Below are 22,817 nucleotides of genomic sequence, written 5' to 3'. Positions count from 1 at the left end.
CGCTACGCCAGCCCTGGGGACGTCGCGGGAGTTGCCCGATGACGACTCAGAACCTCGGCACGTACATCCGCGAACAGACCAAGCCCGGCCTGGAGGCCGTCGGCGGTTTCGTGCGCATGTGCGTGCTCGTCGGTAAGGCGCTGCTGCGGCCGCCGTTCCAGTGGCGGGAGTTCATCCTGCAGAGCTGGTTCTTGATGCGGGTGGCGTTCCTGCCCACGCTCGCGGTGTCCATCCCGCTGACCGTGCTGCTGATCTTCACCCTCAACATCCTGCTCGCCGAGTTCGGCGCCGCCGACGTCTCCGGCGCCGGCGCGGCGATCGGCGCGGTGACCCAGCTGGGCCCGCTGGTGACCGTGCTCGTGGTCGCCGGGGCCGGCTCGACCGCCATCTGCGCCGACCTGGGTGCGCGCACCATCCGCGAGGAGATCGACGCGCTCGAGGTGCTCGGCATCGACCCGATCCACCGCCTCGTCGTCCCCCGCGTCATCGCCTCCACGTTCGTGGCGATCCTGCTCAACGGCGCGGTGATCACCGTCGGTCTGGTCGGCGGCTTCATCTTCGGCGTCTACCTGCAGAACGTCTCCGCCGGCGCCTACGTATCCACGCTGACACTGATCACCGGCCTGCCCGAAGTCGTCATCTCCATCGTCAAAGCCGCCACCTTCGGTCTGATCGCCGGTCTGGTCGGCTGCTACCGCGGCCTCACGGTGGCCGGCGGCGCCAAAGGCGTGGGCACCGCCGTCAACGAGACCCTGGTGCTGTGCGTCATCGCGCTGTTCGCGGTCAACGTCGTGCTGACGACCATCGGCGTCCGATTCGGAACGGGGAGCTGACGTGTCGACCTCTGCAGTCATCCGGGCCCGGTTCCCCCGCGGAGTCGCCACCGCCGAGAAGTGGGCCGGCGCGCCGGGCCGCGGACTGGAGGCGATGGGGCACATCGCGGTGTTCGTCATCACCGCGATCGGCTCGATCGGACACGCGCTGCGCTACTACCGCCGCGAGATGCTGCGGCTGATCGCCGAGATCGGCATGGGTACCGGCGCGATGGCAGTCATCGGCGGCACGGTCGCGATCGTCGGGTTCGTCACGCTGTCAGGCTCGTCGCTGGTCGCCATCCAGGGCTTCGCCTCACTGGGCAACATCGGGGTCGAGGCCTTCACCGGCTTCTTCGCCGCGCTGATCAACGTCCGCATCGCGGCCCCGGTGGTCGCCGGCCAGGCGCTGGCCGCCACCGTCGGCGCGGGTGCCACCGCCGAGCTGGGTGCCATGCGGATCAGCGAGGAGATCGACGCGCTGGAGGTGATGGGCATCAAGTCCATCTCCTACCTGGTGTCCACCCGCATCATGGCCGGCTTCGTCGTGATCATCCCGCTCTACGCGATGGCGATCATCATGAGCTTCCTGTCCGCGCAGGTGACCACCACGGTGTTCTACGGCCAGTCGATCGGCACCTACGAGCACTACTTCCGCACGTTCCTGCGGCCCGACGACGTGTTCTGGTCCTTCGTGCAGGCGATCATCATCTCGGTCATCGTCATGCTCAACCACTGCTACTACGGCTTCTACGCCAGCGGCGGCCCGGTCGGCGTCGGTGAGGCCGTCGGCCGGTCGATGCGCGCCTCCCTGGTCGCCATCGTGTGTGTGGTCCTGTTCGCCTCGTTGGCGCTCTACGGCGTCGACCCGAACTTCAACCTGACGGTGTAGCGGCGATGACGGCTCCCATCAACACCAAACGCCAGCCCCCCTACAAGGTGGCCGGCCTCGTACTGGCCCTGCTCACCATCGCGGCCGTGGTCGTGGTGTATCTGCAGTTCCGCGGCGACTTCCTGCCCCGCACCCAGCTGACGATGATCTCGGCGCGCTCGGGCCTGTCGATGGATCCCGGGGCCAAGGTGACCTACAACGGCGTGCAGATCGGCCGGGTGGGGCAGGTCGAACAGGTCACCGTGGACGACGAACCGCGCGCCAAGATCATCCTCGAGGTCAATCCCGAGTACCTCGACCTGATCCCGCGCAACGTCAACGCCGACATCACCGCGACCACCGTGTTCGGCAACAAGTACGTCTCCTTCACCACCCCGAAAGACCCCTCCAGCGAGCGGATCACCGCCAGCGACGTCATCGACGTGTCGTCGGTGACCACCGAGTTCAACACGCTGTTCGAGACCGTGGTCGAGGTGGCCGAACAGGTCGACCCGATCAAGCTGAACCAGACCCTCACCGCGACCGCCGAGGCGCTCGACGGGCTCGGCGAGCGCTTCGGCGACTCGATCATCGACGGCAACCAGATCCTGGCCGAGGTCAACCCGCAGATGCCGACGATCCGGCGGGACAACCAGCTGCTCGCCGACCTCGGAGAGGTGTACGCCGACGCGGCGCCCGACCTGTTCGACGGTCTGGAGAACGCCGTCACCACCGCCCGCACGTTCAACGAACAGCAGGGCGACGTCGACCAGGCGTTGATGGCCGCGGTCGGGTTCGGCAACGTCGGCGGGGATGTCCTCGAGCGCGGCGCGCCCTACTTCGTGCGCACCGCCGAGGACCTGATCCCGACCACCGCGCTGCTCGACGAGTACAGCCCGTCGATCTACTGCATGATGCGCAACTACCATGACGTCGAACCCAAGATCAGCGACGCGTTCGGCGGCAACGGTTACTCGCTGAAGACCAACTCGGAGGTGCTGGGTCTGGGCACGGCCAACGCCTACGTCTTCCCCGACAACCTGCCGCGGGTGAACGCCAAAGGCGGGCCGGGCGGACGGCCGGGCTGCTGGCAGCCCATCACCCGGGATCTGTGGCCGGCGCCGTTCCTGGTGCTGGACACCGGCGCGTCGATCGCCCCGTACAACCACATCGGCCTGGGCTCGCCGCTGCTCACCGAGTACGTGTGGGGACGCCAAGTCGGGGAGCACACGATCAACCCATGAAAATCACCGGAACCGCGATCAAGCTCGGCGCCTTCTCCCTGGTGCTGCTCATGTTCACCGCGATCATCATCATCGTGTTCGGCCAGGTGCGCTTCGACCGCACCACCGGCTACTCGGCGGTGTTCTCCAGTGCCAGCGGCCTGCGCCCCGGCCAGTTCGTCCGCGCGTCCGGTGTCGAGGTCGGCAAGGTCGAAGACGTCACCCTCATCGAGGGCGGCTCCAAGGTCAAGGTCGACTTCAACGTCGACCGGTCGTTGCCGCTGTTCGACGAGACCCGTGCGTCCATCCGCTATCTGAACCTCATCGGGGACCGCTACCTGGACCTGTCCCGCGGTAACAGCAACACCAAACTGGCTGCCGGAGCGACGATCCCGATCGAGCTCACCGAACCGGCGCTCGACCTCGACGCGCTGATCGGCGGCTTCCGCCCGGTGTTCCAGTCGCTGGAGCCCGAGAAGGTCAACACCATCGCCCAGTCGCTGATCACGGTGTTCCAGGGGCAGGGCGGCACGATCAACGACATCCTGGATCAGACCGCGTCGCTGACCAATGCGCTGGCCGACCGGGACCGCGCGATCGGTGACGTCATCACCAACCTCAACACCGTGCTGGACACGACGGTCAAGCATCAGCAGCAGTTCGACGAGACCATCCAGAACTTCGAGGTCCTCATCACCGGGTTGAAGAATCGTGCCGATCCACTGGCCACCTCGGTCGCCGACATCAGTGACGCCGCCGGCACGATCGGGGACCTGCTGGCCGACAACCGGCCGCTGCTGCAGCAGACCATCAGCAAGCTCGAGGTGCTCAACCAGCCGCTGGTCGACCAGCGCGACGAGCTCAACCAGCTGCTGATCGACCTGCCGGACGCGCTGGCGGTCATCGGCCGCTCCGGCGGCCTCTACGGCGACTTCTTCAACTTCTACGCGTGCGACATCACGTTGAAGCTCAACGGATTGCAGCCCGGCGGACCCGTGCGCAAGGTCAAGGTGTGGAGCCAGCCGACAGGTAGGTGCACGCCGAAATGAGAGTCCTCGAAGGGTCCAACCGCGTCCGCAACGGGTTGATGGGCATCCTGATCGTGATCCTCGTGATCGGGGTGGGCCAGAGTTTCGCCAGCGTGCCGATGCTGTTCGCGACGCCCACCTACTACGCGGAGTTCTCCGACACCGGCGGGCTCAACAACGGAGACAAGGTGCGCATCGCCGGCGTCGACGTCGGCACCGTGCGCTCGATGGACATCGACGGTGACAAGGTCGTCATCGGTTATGCGCTCGGCGGCACCCAGATCGGCAAGGACAGCCGGGCGGCCATCCGCACCGACACCATCCTGGGCCGGCGCAACATCGAGATCGAGCCCCGCGGCACCGAGGTCCTGCAACCCGGCGGCACGCTGCCGCTGGGCCAGACCACCACGCCGTACCAGATCTACGACGCGTTCTTCGACGTCAGCAGCAACACCTCCGGCTGGGACACTCAGACCGTCAAAGAGTCGCTCAACGTGCTTTCGGAGACGATCGACCAGACCTACCCTCACCTCAGCGCGGCGCTGGACGGGGTCGCGCGGTTCTCCGACACCATCGGCAAACGCGACGACCAGATCCAGAAACTGCTCGCCAACGCCAACAAGGTCGCCGGAGTGCTCGGCAACCGCGGCGGGCAGATCAACGAGCTGCTGGTCAACGCCCAGACGTTGCTGGCCGCGATCAACGAGCGCAACTACGCGGTGGGCCAACTCCTCGAGCGCGTGGGCACGTTCTCGACCCAGGTGCGCGGCGTCATCGACGACAACCCGAACCTCAACCGCGTCCTCGAGCAGCTGCGCACCATCAGCGGTGTGCTCTCCGAGCGCCGCATGGACCTCTCCGACACGCTGACGTCGCTGTCGAAGTTCATCGTGTCGCTCGGTGAGGCGCTGGCCTCGGGGCCGTACTTCAAGGTGATGCTGGCCAACCTGGCGCCCTACTGGCTGCTGCAGCCCTACGTCGACGCCGCCTTCAAGAAGCGCGGCATCGATCCGGAGGAGTTCTGGGGCAACGCCGGACTGCCGGCGTTCCGCTTCCCGGATCCCAACGGCACCGGGTTCTCCAACGGCGCCCCGCCGCCGGCCCCGACCCCGCTGGAAGGCACCCCGGCCAATCCCGGGCCGGCCGTCGTCCCCGGTTCGCCGTGCTCCTACACGCCGGGCCCCGGCGGGGACCCGACCCCGGGCAACCCGCTGCCCTGCGCGGACCTGACCGTCGGTCCGTTCGGCGACAACCCGTACGGACCGAACTACGCCGGGCAGGGTCCCAACGTGGCCACGTCGCCGCCCAACGCCCACGGGCCGCAGCCGTCCCCGGGTGTGCCCGCCTCGGCGATCCCCGGTCAGCTGGCCCCGACCGTTCCCGGTGCGCGGGTGCCGTTGCCGCCGGCCCCGCCCGGAGCGCGCACCGTTCCGCTCGAGCCGCAGCCCTCGGCGCCGGACTTCACCCCGGGCATCGCGCCGCTGCCTCCGGCTCTCGACGGGCCCCCGCCGCCACCCGGGCCGGGCCTGACACTGCCGCCGGCCGGTGAGCCGCCGCTGCCCGGCAACCCGCCGTTCCTCCCGCCGGGATCGCAAGGCTAGGGGAGGAGAGAGATGTCGACGATTTTCAACGTCCGGAACCTCAAACTGTCCGGCCTGTCCCGCGCCTCGGTGATCCTCCTCGCCGTGGTGCTGATCCTCGGGATCATCGCCGCGGTCATCGGGTGGAACCTCTACAAGAAGGCCACCACCAACTCGGTGACGGCCTACTTCACGCAGACGCTGGCCCTCTACGAAGGCGACGACGTCCAGATCATGGGCGTGCGGGTCGGCTCGATCGACGGCATCGTGCCCGACGGCGACAAGATGAAGGTCACCTTCCACTACGACGACAAGTACAAGGTGCCCGCCGACGCCACCGCGTCGATCCTGAACCCCAGCCTGGTCGCCTCCCGCACCATCCAGCTGGCGCCGCCCTACACCGGCGGCCCGGTGCTCGAAGACGGTGCCGTGCTGGGTCTGGACCGCACCCAGGTCCCCGTCGAGTACGACGACCTGCGCAACTCGATCAACCGGCTGCTGACCGACCTCGGGCCCACCCCCGAGCAGCCCAAGGGGCCGTTCGGCGACATCATCGAGTCGGCGGCCGACGGATTCGCCGGCAAGGGCCAGCAGCTCAACCGCACGCTGACCAACCTGTCCGAGGCGCTGTACACCCTCAACGAGGGCCGTGGCGACTTCTTCAGCGTGATCAAGAGCCTGGCACTGTTCGTCAACGCGCTCTACCAGAGTGACCAGCAGTTCGTCGCGCTGAACGACGACCTCGCCCAGATCACCAACGCGTTCACCAACACCGACAACGAGGTGGCCGACGCGCTGCAGGATCTCAACGAATTGCTGGACACCACACGCGGATTCATCGACGAGAACGGTGAGGTGCTGGCGACCGACATCCAGAACCTGTCCGATGTCACCAACGCGATCCTGCAGCCGCAGGCTCGCGAAGGCCTGGAGACGGCGCTGCACGCCTACCCGAACGTCGCGGCGAACCTGATGAACATCGCGTCGCCGAACGCGGGCGGCATCGTCACCACGCCGGTGATCAACAACTTCGCCAACCCGATGCAGTTCCTGTGCAGTGCGATCCAGGCCGGCAGCCGGTTGGGTTATCAGGAGTCGGCGGAGCTGTGCGCCCAGTACCTCGGGCCCATCCTCGACGCGATCAAGTTCAACTACCTGCCGTTCGGCGCCAACCAGCTGCGCACCGCGATGACGCTGCCCAAGCAGATCGCCTACTCCGAGGAGCGCCTGCGCCCGCCGCCCGGCTACAAGGACACGACGGTGCCCGGCATCTGGTCGCGAGACACGTTGTGGTCGCACGGCAACCACGAGCCCGGCTGGATCGTCGCGCCCGGCATGCAGGGCGTCGAGGTGCAGCCGTTCACGCAGAACATGCTCACCCCCGAGTCGCTCAACGAGTTGATGGGCGGACCCGACATCGTCCCACCGCCGGCTCCGCCGGCCTTCGGCACCACGCGCGACGGCAACCTGCCCGGCCCGCCGAACGCGTTCGACCAGAACAACCCGTTGCCGCCGCCGTGGTACCCGCAGCCGGCCCCGCCGCCTGCACCCGCGCCGGGCGTCGTCCCGGGCAACCCGTTGGGCGCCATCGCCCCCGCAGCGCCGCCGGCGGCACCGGCGCCGGCCGCCCCGGCAGGGCCGCTGCTGCCGGCAGAGTCGGGAGGCTGACCTGTGAAACTCTCGAAAGTCAGCTGGCGCAAACTCCCCAAGCGCGTGGTGGCCCTCGGCGCCGCGGCGCTGATGCTCACCTCGTGCGGCTGGCAGGGCATCTCGAACGTGCCCCTGCCCGGCGGTCCGGGCACCGGGCCCGGCGCCAAGACGATTTACGTGCAGATGCCGGACACGTTGGCGCTCAACGTGAACAGCCGGGTGCGGGTTGCCGACGTCTACGTCGGGCGGGTGCGCGCCATCGAGCTGAAGAACTGGGTGCCCACGCTGACGCTGGACGTCGACCCCAGCGTGGAGCTGCCGGCCAACGCGCTGGCGAAGATCGGCCAGACCAGCCTGCTGGGTTCACAGCACGTGCAGCTGGATTCGCCGCCGGACCCGTCCGCGCAGATGCTGAAGAGCGGCGACACGATCCCGCTGAAGAACGCGTCGGCGTTCCCCACCACCGAACGGGTGCTGGCCAGCATCGCCACCATCCTGACCGGTGGCGGCGTGGCGAACCTCGAGACCATCCAGACCGAGGTCTTCAACGTGCTCAACGGGCGCGCCGACGAGATCCGGACGTTCCTGAACCAACTCGACACGTTCACCGACGAGCTCAACCAGCAGCGTGAGGACATCACCAGGGCAATCGACTCGACCGACCGTCTGCTGGCGATCGTCGCCCAGCGCGACGAGACGTTGGACCGGGTGCTCACCGAGTTCCCGCCGCTGATCAAGTACTTCGCCGACACCCGCGACCAGTTCGCCGACGCCGTCGAGGCGGTGGGGCGGGTCAGCAACGCCGCCGAGGGCATGCTCGCCCCGGCCAGCGACAACCTGAACACCAACCTGGCCAACCTGCAGCGCCCGCTGCGCGAACTGGGCAAGTCCGGGCCGTACCTGCTGGGCGCCCTGCAGATCTTCCTGACCGCGCCGTACCCGATCGGCAACGTGGACAAGGTGATCCGCGGCGACTACATCAACACGTCGATCCTGATCGACCTGACGCTGTCTGCCATCGACAACGGCTTCCTGTCCGGAACCGGTGTGTCGGGCATGCTGCGCGCCCTCGAGCAGTCGTGGGGCCGCGACCCGAGCACGATGATCCCGGACGTGCGGTTCACCCCGAACCCGAACTCGGTGCCGGGTGGCCCGCTGATCGAAAGGGGTGATTGACCGATGCTGACCCGGTTCATACGGCTGCAGCTGCTCCTCTTCACGATCCTCACCGTCATCGCGTTGGCCGTGCTCGGGCTGTACTACCTGCGTCTGCCCAGCCTGGCCGGCATCGGCCAGTACACGCTCTATGCGCAGCTGCCGAGTTCGGGCGGTCTGTACGAGACGGCCAACGTCACCTACCGCGGCACCCAGATCGGCAAGGTGACCGCCGTGGAGCCGACCGAGTCAGGCGCTCGGGCCACCATGCGCATCAACGACGACTACCGCATCCCGGCGGATGTCCGGGCGGACGTGCATTCGGTGTCGGCGATCGGTGAGCAGTACCTCGACCTGGTGCCCGACACCGATTCGGGCCCGTTCCTGCAACCCGGTGCGGTGATCACCGACAGCACCGTGCCCGCGCCGGTCGGCCCGGCGCTCGATGCGGCCAACAAGGGCCTGGCCGTGCTGCCGAAGGAGAAGATCGACACCCTGCTCACCGAGACGTCGCTGGCCGTCGGCGGTCTGGGACCTGCCCTGCAGCGCCTGGTGGAGTCGACGACGAACCTCGCCGGCGGCTTCCAGGAGAACCTGCCGCAGGTCAACGACATCATCGCCAACGCGGAGCCGATCCTGCAGAGCCAGGTCGACTCCGGGGACGCGATCGGCCAGTGGTCGCGCAACCTGAACGTCATCGCCTCCCAGGCCGCGCAGCAGGACGCCGCGCTGCGCAACGGGCTGCGCAACGCCGCACCGACCCTGGATCAGGTGACGACGGTGTTCAGTGACGTCCAGGAGGCGCTGCCGCAGACCCTGGCGAACCTCGCCGTGGTGTCCGACATGCTCAAGCGCTACAACAAGAACATCGAGCAGACGTTGGTGATCTACCCGCAGGGGGCGTCGCTGCTGCAGATGGGGTCCATCATGGAGGACGGCGGCCTGCTGCACTTCGGCCTGTCGATCAACCTGCCGCCACCCTGCATGACCGGCTTCCTGCCGGCCTCGGAATGGCGTTCGCCCGCAGACACCAGCCGCGCCCCGTTGCCGTCCGGCACGTACTGCAAGATCCCGAAAGACTTCCAGGGCAACGTCGTTCGCGGCGCGCGCAACTATCCGTGCGTGGATGTGCCGGGCAAGCGCGGGGCCACCCCGGCGGAGTGCCGCAGCGATGAGCCGTATGTGCCGCTGGGCACCAACCCCTGGTACGGCGACCCGAACCAGGTGCTGGCCTGCCCGGCCCCGGGTGCGCGCTGCGACCAGGGTGTCGATCCGGGCCGGGTGATCCCGGCCCCGTCGATCAACAACGGCACCAACCCGCTGCCGGCCGACAAGCTGCCGCCGCCGCAGTCGACGGCGCCGATCAGCGACCCGGTCAGCCCGCCCGGTTCGGGTACCGTCAGTTGCAGTGGACAACAGCCCAACCCGTGCATCTACACTCCGGCCCAAGGCCCGCCCGGCACCACCGCCGCCTACAACCCCAGCAGCGGCGAGGTGGTCGGCCCGGATGGCGTCCGGTACAACGTCAGCAATTCGAGCAACCCAGGAGACGACGGATGGAAGGAGATGCTGGCACCAGCCGGCTGAACCCCACCACCGACGCCGACGCTGACAGCGCGCCGCAGGACCCCGCGGCGGCAGCTGACGACGACACGGTAGTTGAAGACAAGACGGTCGTCGACGACCAGTCCGCAGCCGACGACGCACCAGCTGACGAATCCGCCGCCGGCGATGCGGGGTCGGAGGCGACCGCCGACCAGGATTCCGAGGCCGCAACCGAGGGCCCTGCCGCCGATCCTGCGCCCGACGACCCTGCGACCGGGGACGCTGCCGACGACGCTCCGACCGGGGATGCTGCTGACGACCCTGCGACCGGGGATGCTGCCGCCGACAACTCCGCCGCCGACAGCCCCGCGGCCGGGGACCCCGCGCTCGAGGACGCGACGGTCGGCGCCGGCGGGCCCGCGGACCGCCGCCCGAGCCGGCTCGGACGCGGCTGGCTGACCGCGGTCTGCGCGGTGTTGGTGCTGCTCGCCGTGGGCGCGGTGGCCGGCGGCTATGTCGCGTGGCGGGCCAATGAGCGGGCCGCCGAGATCGCCCGAGCCGACGCGGCCGCGCTGGCCGCCGCCAAGGACTGCGTCGCAGCCACCCAGGCGCCCGACACCGCGGCGATGACGGCGGCGCAGTCGAAGATCCTGGAGTGCTCCACCGGCGAGTTCGGGGTGCAGGCCGGCATGTACAGCAGCGTGCTCGCCGAGGCGTACCAGGCCGCCAACGCCACGGTCGTGGTCGACGACCTGCGCGCGGCGGTCGAGCGGCACAACGACGACGGCAGCATCAACGTGCTGGTGGCGCTGCGGGTGAAGATCTCCAATGTCGAGGCCACCGACAACCAGGTCGGCTACCGCCTGCGGGCGACGATGGCCCTCGACGAAGGGCAGTACCGGATCGCCAACCTGGACCAGGTCACGTCGTGACCGCGGTGCTGGACACGACGCCGGAGCATTCGGAGGCCGCGTCGACACCGGATCCGGTGCCGGCGTCCTGGGCCGCCCGGGCGGGCGCGCTGCTCGTCGACACCCTGCCCGGTGCCGGGGTGGTCGCGACCGCGGCGCTGTTGGCGCTGGCGACTCCGGCCGACGATGCGATGCGATGGGTGTTCACCGCCGTTGCGGGGCTGGCCCTGTTCGCGATGGCGGTCAACCGCTTGGTTCTGCCGCATGCCGTCGGATGGACGCTGGGCCGCGCTCTGTTCGGACTGCGTGTTGCGCACCGCTCCGGGCGACCGGTCGGGGTGGTGCGGCTGGCGGTGCGGGAGCTGGCGCACCTGCTCGACACCCTCGCGCTGGGGGTGGGCTGGCTGTGGCCGCTGTGGGACCGCCGCCGCCGGACCTTCGCCGACCTGTTGCTGCGCACCGAGGTGCACCGCGTCGTCGCACCGAACCGCGACATGCGCCGGTTGGTGGCCGCAGTGCTCATCGGCGCCGCCGTGGTGTGCGCGGCGGCCGCGGGAGCGGCCTATGCGGTCGTCTACCGCCAGGAGCGGGCGGTGGACGAGGCGCGTGCCCAGATCGCCGAGCAGGGCCCGCGCATCGTCGAACAGATGCTCAGTTACAGCGTCGACACGATGGACGAGGACTTCGACCGGGCTCAACAACTGACCACCGACGGCTACCGGCCGCAGCTGACCGCCCAGCAGCAGGCCCTGCGGAGCGGGCAGGCCACCAGCAACGAGTACTGGGCGGTGGCGTCGGCCGTGCTGACCAATCCGCCGGTCACGCCCGACCGCGCCGCGATGCTGCTGGCGATGCAGGGGCAGCGCGGCACCAACCCGGAGGACCTGCGGTTCATCACCGCCACCGTGCGTGTCGAGTTCGAGCGGTCCGCGCAAGGCCGATGGCAGGTCGCCGGCCTCACGGTGCTCAAGAAGCCGATGATGAGCGAGGCGGGGCAGTGAGCCCGCGGCGCAGGATCGACCTGAGCGTGGAAGGCAACGTCCAGGATGTGATGGGCGCCGGCTACTTCGACGTGGCACCGAGAAAGCCGCGCCGCTGGGGCCTCGCGCTGGTGGCCGCGGTGTGCGCCGTCGTCGTCACCGCGGCGATCGTGGGCAGCGCGCTGATGCTCGTCCGCCACGAGGCGGACCGCCGGGCTGCGCTCGAGGAAGCGGCGGCACTGGGCTACGCACGGGAGTTCATGACGATGTACACGTCACTGGACCCGTTCAACGCCAACGCCTACGCGGACCGGGTGCTGGCGGAGGGAACCGGTGAGTTCGAGCAGAATTTCCGGGACAAGCTCAACGAGATCCTGATCCAGGTCGCACAGGCCGAACCCACCACCGGCAGCGTCCTCGAGGCCGGAGTGCAGCGGTGGAACGACGACGGCAGCGCCGACGTGCTCGTCGCGACCAAGGTGACGTCGAAGACACCGGACGGCAAGACCACGATCGAGAGCGGCAGCCGCTGGATCGCCACGACGACCAGGGAAGGACAGCAGTGGAAGATCAGCAACCTGATCCAGGTGATCTGACCGCCGATGCCGCCGAGGCGCCGAAGACCCCGGTCGGTAAGGCAGACCGTGGGAAGAACCAGCCCGCCGCGCCCGTCGACGTGACGCCGCCCGGGCACCCCGAGAAACCCGCCGAGAGCCCGGAGGGCACTGACGGGGCGTCGCCCGGGATTTCCGACGAAGCGTCGTCTGCGGACACCGACGGCGAACCCGACAATCCAGACGAGACGTCGCCCGACGCCGCGGACGACGCATCACCCGCGGGCGCCGACGAGACCACCGACGGGAACCCCGACGACGTCGTGCTCGTCCCGCACCGCCCGGCGGGCAGGCGGCTGATGCTGGCCGCGGTGGTCGCCGCGGTGCTGTTCGTCGGGTCGGCCGGTTTCGCCGGAGCGATGGTCCAGCCCTATCTGTCCGAGCGTGCCCTGGTCGCGACCAAGCTCGAGATCGCCCAGACCGCCGCCGAGGCCATCACGACACTGTGGACCTACACCCCCGAGGACATGGCGACGCTGGCCGACCGCGCGTCGCGCTACCTCGCCGGTGACTTCTCCGAGGAGTACGCCCGCTACATCGACGCGATCGTCGAGCCCAACAAGCAGGCCCAAGTCACCAACAACACCCAAGTGGTCGGCGCCGCGGTGGAAAGCGTCTCCCCGCCCGATGCGCCCGAACAGGCCACCGCGATCGTCTACACCAACTCCGTGGCCACCAGCCCGGTCACCAAGAACATCCCGTCGCTGCGGTACCTGTCCTACCGGTTGACGATGGAGCGCGACGGCAGCCAGTGGCTGATCACCAGGATGTCGACGGTGACGTCGTTCGATCTGACCCCGCAGTTGTAACCAGGCCGTGAGCTTCGTCAAGCGCAACCCGCAGGCGCCGGCGGGCTTCTTCGCCTGCGAGGCGGCCGGACTGCGCTGGCTGTCCGCCGCGGCCGACGGCGTGCCGTGCGCGCAGGTGGTGGCCGTCGACGACGCCTCCCTGACACTCGAGCGTCTGGCGGGTGCGGCGCCCGACCGTGTCGCTGCCGAGCAGTTCGGCGCCCGCCTGGCCCACACGCACGACGCCGGCGCCGACGGCTTCGGGGCCGCCCCGGACGGCTGGACGGGGCCGGGGTTCTTCGGTCCGCTGCACCAACCGCTGCCGATGAGCTATGCCGCCGAGGCGAGCTGGGGCAGCTTCTACGCCGAGCACCGGCTACGCCCGTTGGCCGAACGGGCCGCGTTGGACAGCGCCACCGCCGAGGACGTCGCCGCAGTCGCCGACCGTTGCGCCGCCGGTGATTTCGACGACGACGACCAACCCTGCCGGCTGCACGGCGACCTGTGGAGCGGCAACGTCATGTGGACACCGGACGGCGTGGTGCTGATCGATCCGGCCGCCCACGGCGGGCACCGCGAATCCGACCTGGCCATGTTGGCGTTGTTCGGGTGCCCGTACCTCGACGCCGTGCTCGCGGGATACCAGCGCCACCATCCACTGCGGTCGGGGTGGCGTGACCGGACAGGTCTGCACCAACTGTTCCCGCTGCTGGCGCATGTCGCACTGTTCGGCGGTGGCTACCTGGGGCAGGCGCGGGCCGCCGCGCGCAGCGCACTGGCGCTCAGTTGAACGCCAGCCACGCCGGTTGTGCGCGCTCACGGGAGTCGCACAGCACCGCCATCGTGTCGCAGGAGCCGCGCGGTGCGCCCGCCCCCGCCCACATCCCGCCGGTGTCGCGACGCAACACGATCGCCGAGGAGCCGCCACCGTCGAGCAGCACGGCGGTGTCGCTGCCCAGACCCCGGAACAGATCCTGGATCTGGTCGGGGGTGTAGCTGCCGCCCTGGAAGACGTACATCTCGTCGCGGTCGCGCACATAGGCGATCGCGGTGCGCGCCGCGCTCGGCCCGGGGTCGTTGAGTTGGCCGGTGTCGCCCGGGGCGAGCAGTCCGAGGCCGGCGACGGCGACGAAGCGGGTGCCCTTGTCGATCAGCCCGGTCACCACGGGCGTCGCCGCGTCGTAGTCGTCGTCGCTGCGCGGCGGTACGACGAACGGCGCCCCGGCGACCGGCAGGATCATCGTCGACAGCGCCATCCAGCGCTCGTCGCCGCCGGACAGCCCCTGCTTGCCTGCGTAGGCCAGCGTGCCCGTCACCGCGACGTTGGTGCGGCCCAGGCCGCGGGTGTTGTCGACGTAGGCGCCCAGCGGCGAGCTGCAGCCGGTGGTCTTCCACGACCCGCCCTGCTGGCCGCGCACGTCGAAGAAGTTGGCGTTGATCGCGATGGTGGGTTGGCCGAGGGCCTGCCAGGCCTGCAGCGGCGAGTAGATCTCGGCTGCCTGCCACAGCCCTTCGCCGGTGCGGGCGCGGGGATCGCGTTCACACCGAGCCTGATAGCCGGTGTGGGAATCGGCCAGCAGGCGCGGGGCCAACCGCTGCGAGGCGGCCTTGATGATCATCAGACGGCCGCCGTTGTTCAGCTCGTACGAGCGACCGGACGCATCGGTCATCGGGGCCGGGAATCCGCCCCCGAAGTTGTACACCAGATACGAGCCCTGGGTGTTGGCGATCGCGGCGGCGAGCAGCTCACGGGCGCTGGCGGCGCCGGCGACAGGAGCCGCGGCCGTGGCGGCGACGGCGGCCGTCAGCCCGGCGGCCACCGCGCGGACGCCGAGCCGGCGGATGTTTGCCCCGCACCTGCGCACCGGCGGCTCCTCTCGGCGATCGGGCCGGGCTTGACGGCCGGCACAACAACAGTAATCCCAGCAGAAACGGTGTCAACTTTCGTCACAGCAGCATCACAGGACCGTCGCGATTGCGTCGCCGCGGCATTTGCTGAGGTCACGCACCGCGTAGCGGTGCCGAGTCCGGGAAGGCGGTGTCCGGGCGTGGATCGCACGGCCCATCGGGGTATCCGGTACCCATGGCTGCAGTTAACCGAGTCTCCCGGACCTTCGACGTCAGCCCGCCTCCGCATGTCGTGGTCGACTACCTCAAGGATCTGGGCCACGCCGCACAGTGGGACCCCGGCACGCGCACCTGCGAACGCATCGACAACGGACCGGTCGGGGAGGGCGCCTACTGGCACAACGTCTCGACGATGCTCGGGGTCACCGCCGAGACGACCTACAAGCTGTGCGAATTGACCGACCGCTCGGTCGTTTTCGTCGGTGAGAGCCGCTCGTCGACGGCGGTCGGCACCATCACCGTCGAGCCGGCCGGTGCCGGATCGACCGTCACCTATGAAGCCGAACTCGAGATGCACGGCTCAGCGCGACTGCTCAACCCGGTGATGAAGAAGGCGTTCGAAAAGCGCGCCGTCGGGACCCAGCGTCAGCTGACCGCCGTGCTGAACGCACTGGTGACCAGTTAGCTACGGCCGCGGCGGAGCCAGCCGGTAGATGGCGTCGGCGTCGTCGTCGGTGATGTACACCGCGCCGTCGGGTCCGGCCACCGCCGCCACCGGCCTGCCCCAGCGGGAGCCGTCGGGATTCTGGAAGCCGCCGACGAAGGTCTGCTGGTCGCCCAGCGTGCCGTCGCGCCACGGGTAGAACGACACCTCGGGCGGTCGTGGTGGCTGCCGATTCCATGAGCCGTGCACACCGATCAGCGCGCCCTGGCCATACGGCTCGGGGAGCGCGCCGTCGACGAACGTCATCCCCAGCGGCGCGGAGTGCGCGCCCATGCTCTGCTCGACCGGCGGGAGTGCCGCGCAGTCGAGCTTTTCGCCGTCGGGGTTGGTCTGTACATCGCGGACGAACGGGAGGTCGGCCGGCCCGCCGGTGTTGTTGCAGTAGGGCCACCCCAACTCCCGGCCGGGCGTGAGCCGGGCGATCTGCTCGGGCGGGTTGTCGTCGACGTAGTCGGGCAGCACCTGGCCGTACTGCGGTCCGGGTTCGGGGAAGGCCACGTTGTCGCGGCCGTTGTTCGCGGTCCAGACCGAACCGTCGGGCGCGACGGCAAGGCCGGTCCCGTTGCGCACGCCCGTCGCGAACGGCTCGGCGGGTCCGCCGCCGGGCGGCACCCGCAGGATCGTCGCGCGCGGCGGGTCGGCGGTGCGGTCCTCGGCGGTGATGTTGCCCGTCGATCCGATCGAGAAATAGACGGCGCCGTCGGGGCCGACCGCGACGCTCTTGAGGGCGTGGGCGTACGCGCCCCGCAGCTCCGGACTCTCGGCGTTGGGTAGGCCGCGCGCGATCACCCGCTGATTCGTCGCGGCGCCGTCGGCGTAGTCGTAGGCCGTGATCTGGTCGCTCTCGGCGACATACAGGGTGGAACCGTCGAAGGTCAGGCCGTGGGGCTGCTCGAGCCCGTCGAGCAGCACCGACTCCTCCGGCCCGTCGGGCCCGGGGGTGAACCGCAGCACCCGGCCCTGCGCCGGAATCGACACCAGCAGCTGGTCATCGGGTGTCCAGACAGCAAGCCGGGGGCGGGCCGTGCGCGCCCACACCGACATCGTCCAACCCTGCGGCACCTGGGCCCGGCGTTCCTGGTCGAACGGTGCGGCATCCAGACCGGGTCCGGCCTGCACGGTCACGGTGTCCGTCTGGGGCTGGGCCGCTCCGTCGCGGGGCGTACTGGACGGCGACCCGGGCGTCGGTGCCGCGGTCGAGGGACCGGTTGACGGCCCACTGGAGGGCGACCCCGACTCGGGCTCGCCACCGCCGGTGCACCCGGCGGTCAGCAGCAGCGCTCCCGCCATCAGCGCTCCGGTTCGCTTACGCCGCAGAGAGTCCCGCATGCATCTCCCAGACCAGAATCTCAGCGGGCGCGGTCGCGGTGACCCGCTGACCGCCCGACGCGGTGAATCTCACCGCGTCACCCTGCTCAAGGGCGCCGGCTCCCTCCAGCGTCACGTCGCCCTGCGCCACGAACAGGTGCAGGTACGGAGCCTCGGGCACCTGCACACTCTGACCGGGCTGCAGGCGCGCCCCGTGCAGCGCGGCGTACCGGTTGCGGATGGTGATCGCCGCGGCGTCGCGGTGCTCGGGCATGCCCGACGCGATCGTGACCAGGTTGCCGCGCAGCAGCTCGTCGTCGATCTCGAGCTGCTGGTAGCCGGGGGTGATGCCGGACTCGTCGGGGACCACCCACATCTGCACGAAATGCACGGGCTCACTGTGTGATTGCTCGCCGGTCAACGTCCACGAGTCGTTCTTCTCCGAGTGCAAGATCCCGCGACCCGCCGACATCCGCTGCGCGAGGCCGGGGTAGATGACCCCGGAGTGCCCGGTCGAGTCCTGGTGCACGAGCGATCCGCGCAGCACCCAGGTGACGATCTCCATGTCGCGGTGCGGATGGGTGTCAAAGCCGGTGCCTGGGCTGACGATGTCGTCGTTGTTCACCAGCAGCAGGCCGTGATGGGTGTTGTCGGGGTCGTAGTGGCCGCCGAACGAGAAGGAGTGCTTGGAGTCGAGCCAGGCGATCTCGGTCTTGGCGCGGTCCTGGGCGCGACGGACGTCGACGATGCTGCGGGGGCTGGTCATGCGATCACTCCTCGGGAGTCTTTGTCAGCCTAGGTGGCCGGTACTGCACCCGACAACATGCATGACGCGTCATGTATTCCAAGGCTAACCTGGCGGGGTGGAATGGCTCACCGACGAGCAGCAGCGGGTCTGGCGCAACTATCTGGCGATGAGCGGCGCGCTGAACACCGCGATGCACCGGCAGCTGCAGTCCGATTGCGAGCTGTCGCTGGCCGATTACGACGTGCTGGTGGCGCTCTCGGAGCGGGGGCCGATGCGGATCAACGAGCTCGGCTCGCTGATCGGTTGGGAGCAGAGCAGGCTCTCGCACCAGCTGCGCCGGATGCGGGGCCGCGGACTGGTGGACCGGGAAGGCGATGACGACGACCGGCGCGGCGCCACGGTGACGATCACCGAGGCGGGCGCCGGGGCGCTGCACACCGCGGCGCCGGGACACGTGGACCTGGTGCGTGACGTCGTGTTCGACGGTCTGTCGCCGACGCAGCTGGAGGCGTTCGGCGCGGCGATCGACACTGTGCTGGGCCGCCTGCGCCGCCACGCGCCCGAGGGTTAGGTGTCCCGCCCAGGCAACGACGGCTAGTCCAACGCTCCCTTGGGCCCGTGACCCGTCCACGCCCCCGAGGGTTAGGTGTCCCGCCCAGGCAACGAAGGCTCGTCCAGCACGTCGGGCAGGTCGAACTTCGCGAACAGCGCGGTCTCCATGAAGGCGACCACATGGGCGATCCCCGTGTCCCGCACGTCGAGGACATGCAGCTGGAACGCCTCGTGCCGGCCGGTCTGCGGGTTGAGCATGTACAGCGCCGCAACCGGCTGACCATTGGCGGTCGTGGTGAGGAATCGCATGTCGCCGGACTTCTCGGCCGGGCAGTGCGTCCTCGACAGCGTGACGATGTCGGCGGGGCCGTGATACCAGCCGTCGAAGGGCGGCATCTCCCACACCGCGTCGGCGGTGAACAACTCGGTCAGCTTGTCCAGGTCGTAGTTCTCGAAGGCCGCGATGTACTGGGCCAGCAGCTCGGCGGTCTCCGGGGACTCCGGCGCCAGCGCGCGGTCATCGCGGCTGGGCTGGACCTCGTCGAGCTGCGCCCGGGCTCGCTGCAGCAGGCTGTTGACCGCGGCCGTGGACGCTCCGACCGCCTCGGCCACTTCGGCGGCCTTCCACTGCAGGACCTCGCGGAGCACCAGCACCGCACGCTGCCGTGGGGGCAGGTGCTGCAGAGCGGCGACGAACGCCAGGCGCACCGATTCTCGGGACTCGGCGATCACCGAGGGATCCGACGGATCCTCCCGGGGCGCATCCGGCAGTGGCTCCAGCCAGGTGATCTCGTGATTCTGGGCGATCTCGCCGGTGGGATCCGACGCGGGGGCGCCCAGGCCAGTGGGCAACGGCCTGCGCTTGCGGCCTTCCAGGGACGTCAGGCAGGTGTTGGTGGCGATCCGGTACAACCACGTCCGCACCGACGATTTGCCCTGGAAACCGTCGTAGGACCTCCAGGCTCGCAGGTAGGTCTCCTGGACCAGGTCCTCGGCGTCGTGCAGGGACCCGGTCATCCGGTAACAGTGCGCCAGCAGCTCGCGCCGGAAGCGCTGCGCATCGGCCAGGAACGCTTCCCGGGACCCACCGTCCTCTACTGCCACCACGCTCACGTGACGCAGCTTACGCAGTGAGTCTGACAACCGGCTGCCTGCAGTTCAGGCACCGTTGGGTAGGCCGGATAGTCTCTCGGGAATGGCCGTGACCCACTCCGAACACAGTTTCACCGGTGTCGGCGGCGTCCGCATCGTCTACGACGTCTGGACCCCCGACCAGCGCGAGCCCCGGGGCGTCGTGGTGCTCGCCCACGGATACGCCGAGCACGCCCGCCGCTACGACCACGTCGCGGCGCGGTTCGCCGACGCCGGTCTGATCACCTACGCGCTGGACCACCGTGGCCACGGCCGATCCGGCGGCAAACGGGTCTACCTGCGCGATATCACCGAATACACCGCCGACTTCCACACCCTCGCCGGGACCGCCGCCTCCGAGCATCCCGGACTCAAGCGCGTCGTGGTGGGGCACAGCATGGGCGGGGCGATCGTGTTCACCTACGGAGTCGAGCGCCCGGACGACTACGCGGCCATGGTGCTGTCCGGCCCGGCCGTCGCCGCCCAGGCCTCGGTGTCCCCGGTGATGGTGCTGGCGGCGAAGGCACTGGGCCGGGTCGCGCCGGGACTGCCGGTCGAGAACCTGCCGGCCGACGCGGTCTCGCGCGACCCGCAGGTCGTGGCGGCCTACGAGAACGATCCGCTGGTGCACCACGGCAAGCTGCCCGCCGGCGTCGCCAAGGCGTTGATCGGCGTCGGCGAAACGATGCCGCAACGCGCGGCCGCGATCAGCGCGCCGCTGCTGGTGGTGCACGGCGAGGCCGACAAGTTGATCCCCGTCGAGGGCAGCAGGCACCTGGTGGAGTGCGTTGGTTCAGAAGACGTGCACCTCAAGAGCTACCCGGACCTCTACCACGAGGTGTTCAACGAGCCCGAACAGGACCTGGTGCTCGACGACGTCACCGCCTGGATCGAGTCGAAGCTGTGACACGCGTCAAAGTTGCTGCGGCGCTGCTGCTCTCGTTGTCGCTGGCGCTGCTGGCCGGGTGCTCGTCGGACGCTTCGCGCGGTGACGCGGCACCGACCTGGGCCGACGAGGAGGTGACGTTCGAGGCCGACGGGCTCACCCTGCACGGCACCTACCGCCACCGCGACGACGACCAGAGCGGTCCCGCGGCGTTGCTGATCTCCGAGAGCGGCAACACCGACCGCAACGGCGACAACCTCGTCGCCGGGCCGATCGGCAACATGCGCCAGCTCGCCGAGCTGCTCTCCGAGCGCGGAGTCGCCAGCCTGCGCTATGACAAGGTCGGCACCGGTCGCACCGGGCTGGGACCCTACGAAGCGAACCCCAACGACGTCGTCAGCGCCGTCTACACCACGGGTGCGAAGGCCGCGATCCGGTTCCTGGCCGACCGTCCCGGCACCGACCAGGACCGGTTGTCGGTCTACGCCCTGGGCGAGGGCACCGTGCACGCGATGACGCTGGCCGGCGACACCAGCCCGGGTGCGCCGACGGTGCACTCGCTGGGCCTGTTCCAGCCGCTGCCGGGGCGCTACCTCGACATCATCAGCAACCGGGTCAAGGCCGACGGCTCCCCGGAGACGATCGCCGCCTGGGAGGCCGCCGTCGAGCAGGTTCGTGCCGACGGAACCGCGCCCGCCGAACTGCCCGACGGTCTCGGCGCCATCCTCAACCCGGGCAACGTCAAGGCGGTGGCCGAAGCCGACAAGATCGACCCCCTTGCCCTGGCCGCCGCCATTCCCGCCGGCACCCCCGTGTTGGTGACCTGCTCGGACTCCGACAACCAGGCGCTGTGCAGCGCCGTCCAGCCTCTGGTCGACGCGCTGGGGCACACCGACCTGACTCTGGTCGAGCTCGACGGCGTCAACCACGTGCTGCGCGACGACCCCACCGACAACATCGCCAACTACGCCTCCGGGAAGCCGCTCTCGCCGCAGGTGGTCTCGGCCCTCGACGAGTTCGTGACCAAGTAGGACCGATGGGCCTGTGGATGAAAACCGCTGTGGGGACAGCGATGCGGACACGTCGTAGCGCCGACCTAACCTCGCGACCATGACAGACGACAAGATGCTGGCCCGTATCGCCGCGCTGCTGCGCCAGGCCGAGGGCACCGACAACCCGCACGAGGCCGAGGCGTTCATGGCCGCAGCCCAGCGGCTGGCCACCGCGACGTCGATCGATCTCGCCGTCGCGCGCTCGCACTCGGACAAGCGCACCGCAGCGCAGGCCCCGGTGCAGCGCACCATCACCATCGGTGAGGCCGGCACCCGCGGATTGCGCACCTACGTCCAGCTTTTCGTCTTGATCGCCGCCGCCAACGACGTCAAGTGCGACATCGCCTCCAACTCCACGTTCGTCTACGCCTACGGCTTCGCCGAGGACATCGACACCAGCCACACGCTCTACACGAGCCTCGTGCTGCAGATGGTGCGGGCGTCCAACGACTACATCGCCTCGGGCGCGCACCGGCCGACCCCGACGATCACCGCCCGGATCAACTTCCAGCTCGCGTTCGGCGCCCGCGTCGGTAAGCGGCTGGCCGATGCGCGGGAACAGGCCCAGCAGGAGGCCACCAAGGGTCCGGCGGCGGCGCCGGGCACCGCGATCGCCCTGCGCGACAAGGATCTGGAGTTGAAGGACTACTACCGTCAGGCTTCCCGGGCGCGCGGGACGTGGCGCGCGACGAGTGCGACCGCCGGGTACTCGTCCGCCGCGCGGCAGGCCGGTGACCGGGCGGGCCGGCGGGCGCGGCTGGGCGGGAGTTCGGAGCTGAGCGGCGCCCGTCCGTCCCTGGAGCGATGACGGGAGACGCTCGACGCGGTACGGCCCGCGATGTGCAACGCGCCCGGGTCCGCGATCCTCGAAGCGACACGGCCCGCGATGCGCAACGCGCGCGGGTCTATGCCGCCGAGAACTTCGTCCGGACGATGTTCGACCGGGCGGCCGAGCGCGGCAACCCCGTGGTGGACTTCTTCGGCACCTCGTTGACGTTGCCGCCGGAGGCGAGGTTCTCGTCGTCGGAGACGGTGCAGCGGTACGTCGACGACGTGCTGGCCCATCCCGCGGTCCGCGAGAGGTGGCCGGGGGTCTCTCCGCTGCGGGTGCGTGCGCGTCGGGGACACACCGCCGCGCACTACGAGTGCACCGCCGACGCCGACGGACGTGACGAGGCTCGCGCCGCGGCGATCATCGCGGTGCCGGAGCGCGGTACCTCGTGGGCGCTGCGCGAGCTGGTGGTGCTGCACGAGATCGCCCACCACCTCGTTCACCAGGTGAACGAGACAGCCGCCGCGCACGGACACGAGTTCGTCGTCACGTTCTGCGAACTGGCCGCCGCGGTCATGGGCCCGGAGGTGGCGCACGTCCTGCGGGTCGTCTACGCCAAGGAGGGCGCACGGTAGCGGC

General features: G+C 69.6%; 23 protein-coding genes. 19 read left to right on the top strand and 4 right to left on the bottom strand.

Annotated features, from left to right (window positions below):
• The first annotated feature begins 38 nt into the window (after positions 1 to 38).
• From ACEWX3_RS27375 to ACEWX3_RS27315, 13 genes are all read left to right on the top strand, one after another.
• The gene (locus ACEWX3_RS27375) at positions 39 to 833 is read left to right on the top strand and encodes an ABC transporter permease (RefSeq protein WP_221350603.1); all 795 of its coding nucleotides are present in this window, start codon (positions 39 to 41) and stop codon (positions 831 to 833) included.
• 1 nt (position 834) lies between these two features.
• The gene (locus ACEWX3_RS27370; RefSeq protein WP_374158273.1) at positions 835 to 1,704 is read left to right on the top strand and encodes an MlaE family ABC transporter permease; all 870 of its coding nucleotides are present in this window, start codon (positions 835 to 837) and stop codon (positions 1,702 to 1,704) included.
• A gap of 5 nt (positions 1,705 to 1,709) precedes the next feature.
• On the top strand, positions 1,710 to 2,927 hold the full coding sequence (locus ACEWX3_RS27365) for an MCE family protein (protein WP_374158272.1): 1,218 nt from the start codon (positions 1,710 to 1,712) through the stop codon (positions 2,925 to 2,927).
• A complete protein-coding gene (locus tag ACEWX3_RS27360; protein ID WP_374158271.1) occupies positions 2,924 to 3,955 on the top strand; it encodes a virulence factor Mce family protein in 1,032 nt (343 codons plus the stop codon). The genes ACEWX3_RS27365 and ACEWX3_RS27360 overlap by 4 nt, the downstream gene beginning before the upstream one ends.
• Positions 3,952 to 5,535 (top strand): MCE family protein, encoded by a 1,584-nt coding sequence (locus ACEWX3_RS27355; protein WP_374158270.1) that lies wholly within the window; start codon positions 3,952 to 3,954, stop codon positions 5,533 to 5,535. The genes ACEWX3_RS27360 and ACEWX3_RS27355 overlap by 4 nt, the downstream gene beginning before the upstream one ends.
• Before the next feature lie 12 nt (positions 5,536 to 5,547).
• Positions 5,548 to 7,182: a virulence factor Mce family protein gene (locus tag ACEWX3_RS27350; RefSeq protein ID WP_374158269.1), complete on the top strand. Its 1,635-nt coding sequence runs from the start codon at positions 5,548 to 5,550 to the stop codon at positions 7,180 to 7,182.
• A gap of 72 nt (positions 7,183 to 7,254) precedes the next feature.
• A complete protein-coding gene (locus ACEWX3_RS27345) occupies positions 7,255 to 8,340 on the top strand; it encodes a virulence factor Mce family protein (RefSeq protein WP_374159971.1) in 1,086 nt (361 codons plus the stop codon).
• A gap of 3 nt (positions 8,341 to 8,343) precedes the next feature.
• Positions 8,344 to 9,906, top strand: a complete 1,563-nt coding sequence (locus ACEWX3_RS27340; RefSeq protein ID WP_374158268.1) for an MCE family protein — start codon at positions 8,344 to 8,346, stop codon at positions 9,904 to 9,906.
• Complete coding sequence (locus ACEWX3_RS27335; RefSeq protein WP_374158267.1) at positions 9,876 to 10,796, top strand: hypothetical protein; 921 nt, start codon at positions 9,876 to 9,878, stop codon at positions 10,794 to 10,796. Before ACEWX3_RS27340 ends, ACEWX3_RS27335 begins: the two co-directional genes overlap by 31 nt.
• On the top strand, positions 10,793 to 11,776 hold the full coding sequence (locus ACEWX3_RS27330) for an RDD family protein (RefSeq protein WP_374158266.1): 984 nt from the start codon (positions 10,793 to 10,795) through the stop codon (positions 11,774 to 11,776). Before ACEWX3_RS27335 ends, ACEWX3_RS27330 begins: the two co-directional genes overlap by 4 nt.
• Positions 11,773 to 12,351 carry a mammalian cell entry protein gene (locus ACEWX3_RS27325; RefSeq protein WP_374158265.1) on the top strand — a complete coding sequence of 193 codons (579 nt, stop codon included), beginning with the start codon at positions 11,773 to 11,775 and terminating at the stop codon, positions 12,349 to 12,351. Before ACEWX3_RS27330 ends, ACEWX3_RS27325 begins: the two co-directional genes overlap by 4 nt.
• On the top strand, positions 12,318 to 13,178 hold the full coding sequence (locus ACEWX3_RS27320) for a mammalian cell entry protein (protein ID WP_374158264.1): 861 nt from the start codon (positions 12,318 to 12,320) through the stop codon (positions 13,176 to 13,178). The genes ACEWX3_RS27325 and ACEWX3_RS27320 overlap by 34 nt, the downstream gene beginning before the upstream one ends.
• Before the next feature lie 7 nt (positions 13,179 to 13,185).
• Complete coding sequence (locus ACEWX3_RS27315; protein ID WP_374158263.1) at positions 13,186 to 13,947, top strand: fructosamine kinase family protein; 762 nt, start codon at positions 13,186 to 13,188, stop codon at positions 13,945 to 13,947.
• Here ACEWX3_RS27315 and ACEWX3_RS27310 read toward each other — a convergent pair.
• Positions 13,940 to 15,022: a phosphodiester glycosidase family protein gene (locus ACEWX3_RS27310; RefSeq protein ID WP_207069053.1), complete on the bottom strand. Its 1,083-nt coding sequence runs from the start codon at positions 15,020 to 15,022 to the stop codon at positions 13,940 to 13,942. The genes ACEWX3_RS27315 and ACEWX3_RS27310 overlap by 8 nt on opposite strands.
• A gap of 218 nt (positions 15,023 to 15,240) precedes the next feature.
• On the opposite strand from ACEWX3_RS27310, the gene ACEWX3_RS27305 reads away from it, so the two are divergent.
• Entirely contained in the window at positions 15,241 to 15,690 is a 450-nt protein-coding gene (locus ACEWX3_RS27305; protein ID WP_207069052.1) for an SRPBCC family protein, read from the top strand.
• Here ACEWX3_RS27305 and ACEWX3_RS27300 read toward each other — a convergent pair whose 3' ends face one another.
• Positions 15,691 to 17,058 (bottom strand): sorbosone dehydrogenase family protein, encoded by a 1,368-nt coding sequence (locus ACEWX3_RS27300; RefSeq protein ID WP_374158262.1) that lies wholly within the window; start codon positions 17,056 to 17,058, stop codon positions 15,691 to 15,693.
• Positions 17,036 to 17,803, bottom strand: coding sequence for a pirin family protein (locus ACEWX3_RS27295; protein WP_374158261.1), 768 nt, complete (start codon positions 17,801 to 17,803; stop codon positions 17,036 to 17,038). Before ACEWX3_RS27295 ends, ACEWX3_RS27300 begins: the two co-directional genes overlap by 23 nt.
• Positions 17,804 to 17,900: 97 nt before the next feature.
• On the opposite strand from ACEWX3_RS27295, the gene ACEWX3_RS27290 reads away from it, so the two are divergent.
• Positions 17,901 to 18,356, top strand: coding sequence for a MarR family winged helix-turn-helix transcriptional regulator (locus ACEWX3_RS27290; RefSeq protein WP_221350576.1), 456 nt, complete (start codon positions 17,901 to 17,903; stop codon positions 18,354 to 18,356).
• A 71-nt stretch (positions 18,357 to 18,427) separates the two neighbouring features.
• Here the strand turns inward: ACEWX3_RS27290 and ACEWX3_RS27285 are convergent, their stop codons facing one another.
• Positions 18,428 to 19,480 carry a sigma-70 family RNA polymerase sigma factor gene (locus ACEWX3_RS27285; protein WP_374158260.1) on the bottom strand — a complete coding sequence of 351 codons (1,053 nt, stop codon included), beginning with the start codon at positions 19,478 to 19,480 and terminating at the stop codon, positions 18,428 to 18,430.
• A gap of 52 nt (positions 19,481 to 19,532) precedes the next feature.
• Between ACEWX3_RS27285 and ACEWX3_RS27280 the strand changes: the two genes are divergently transcribed.
• The 4 genes from ACEWX3_RS27280 to ACEWX3_RS27265 all read left to right on the top strand — a co-directional run bounded on the left by ACEWX3_RS27280 (position 19,533) and on the right by ACEWX3_RS27265 (position 22,813).
• The gene (locus ACEWX3_RS27280) at positions 19,533 to 20,375 is read left to right on the top strand and encodes an alpha/beta hydrolase (protein WP_221350572.1); all 843 of its coding nucleotides are present in this window, start codon (positions 19,533 to 19,535) and stop codon (positions 20,373 to 20,375) included.
• Positions 20,372 to 21,385: a hypothetical protein gene (locus ACEWX3_RS27275; RefSeq protein WP_374158259.1), complete on the top strand. Its 1,014-nt coding sequence runs from the start codon at positions 20,372 to 20,374 to the stop codon at positions 21,383 to 21,385. The genes ACEWX3_RS27280 and ACEWX3_RS27275 overlap by 4 nt, the downstream gene beginning before the upstream one ends.
• Before the next feature lie 79 nt (positions 21,386 to 21,464).
• Positions 21,465 to 22,214, top strand: coding sequence for a DUF2786 domain-containing protein (locus ACEWX3_RS27270; RefSeq protein WP_374158258.1), 750 nt, complete (start codon positions 21,465 to 21,467; stop codon positions 22,212 to 22,214).
• The gene (locus ACEWX3_RS27265; protein WP_374158257.1) at positions 22,211 to 22,813 is read left to right on the top strand and encodes a TIGR04338 family metallohydrolase; all 603 of its coding nucleotides are present in this window, start codon (positions 22,211 to 22,213) and stop codon (positions 22,811 to 22,813) included. Before ACEWX3_RS27270 ends, ACEWX3_RS27265 begins: the two co-directional genes overlap by 4 nt.
• Positions 22,814 to 22,817 lie beyond the last annotated feature (4 nt).

This window comes from Mycobacterium sp. G7A2 (assembly GCF_041902445.1).
GTDB lineage: Bacteria > Actinomycetota > Actinomycetes > Mycobacteriales > Mycobacteriaceae > Mycobacterium.
The sequence above is the reverse complement of the archived record's forward strand: the minus strand, read 5'-3'. Positions and strand labels throughout refer to the sequence as shown.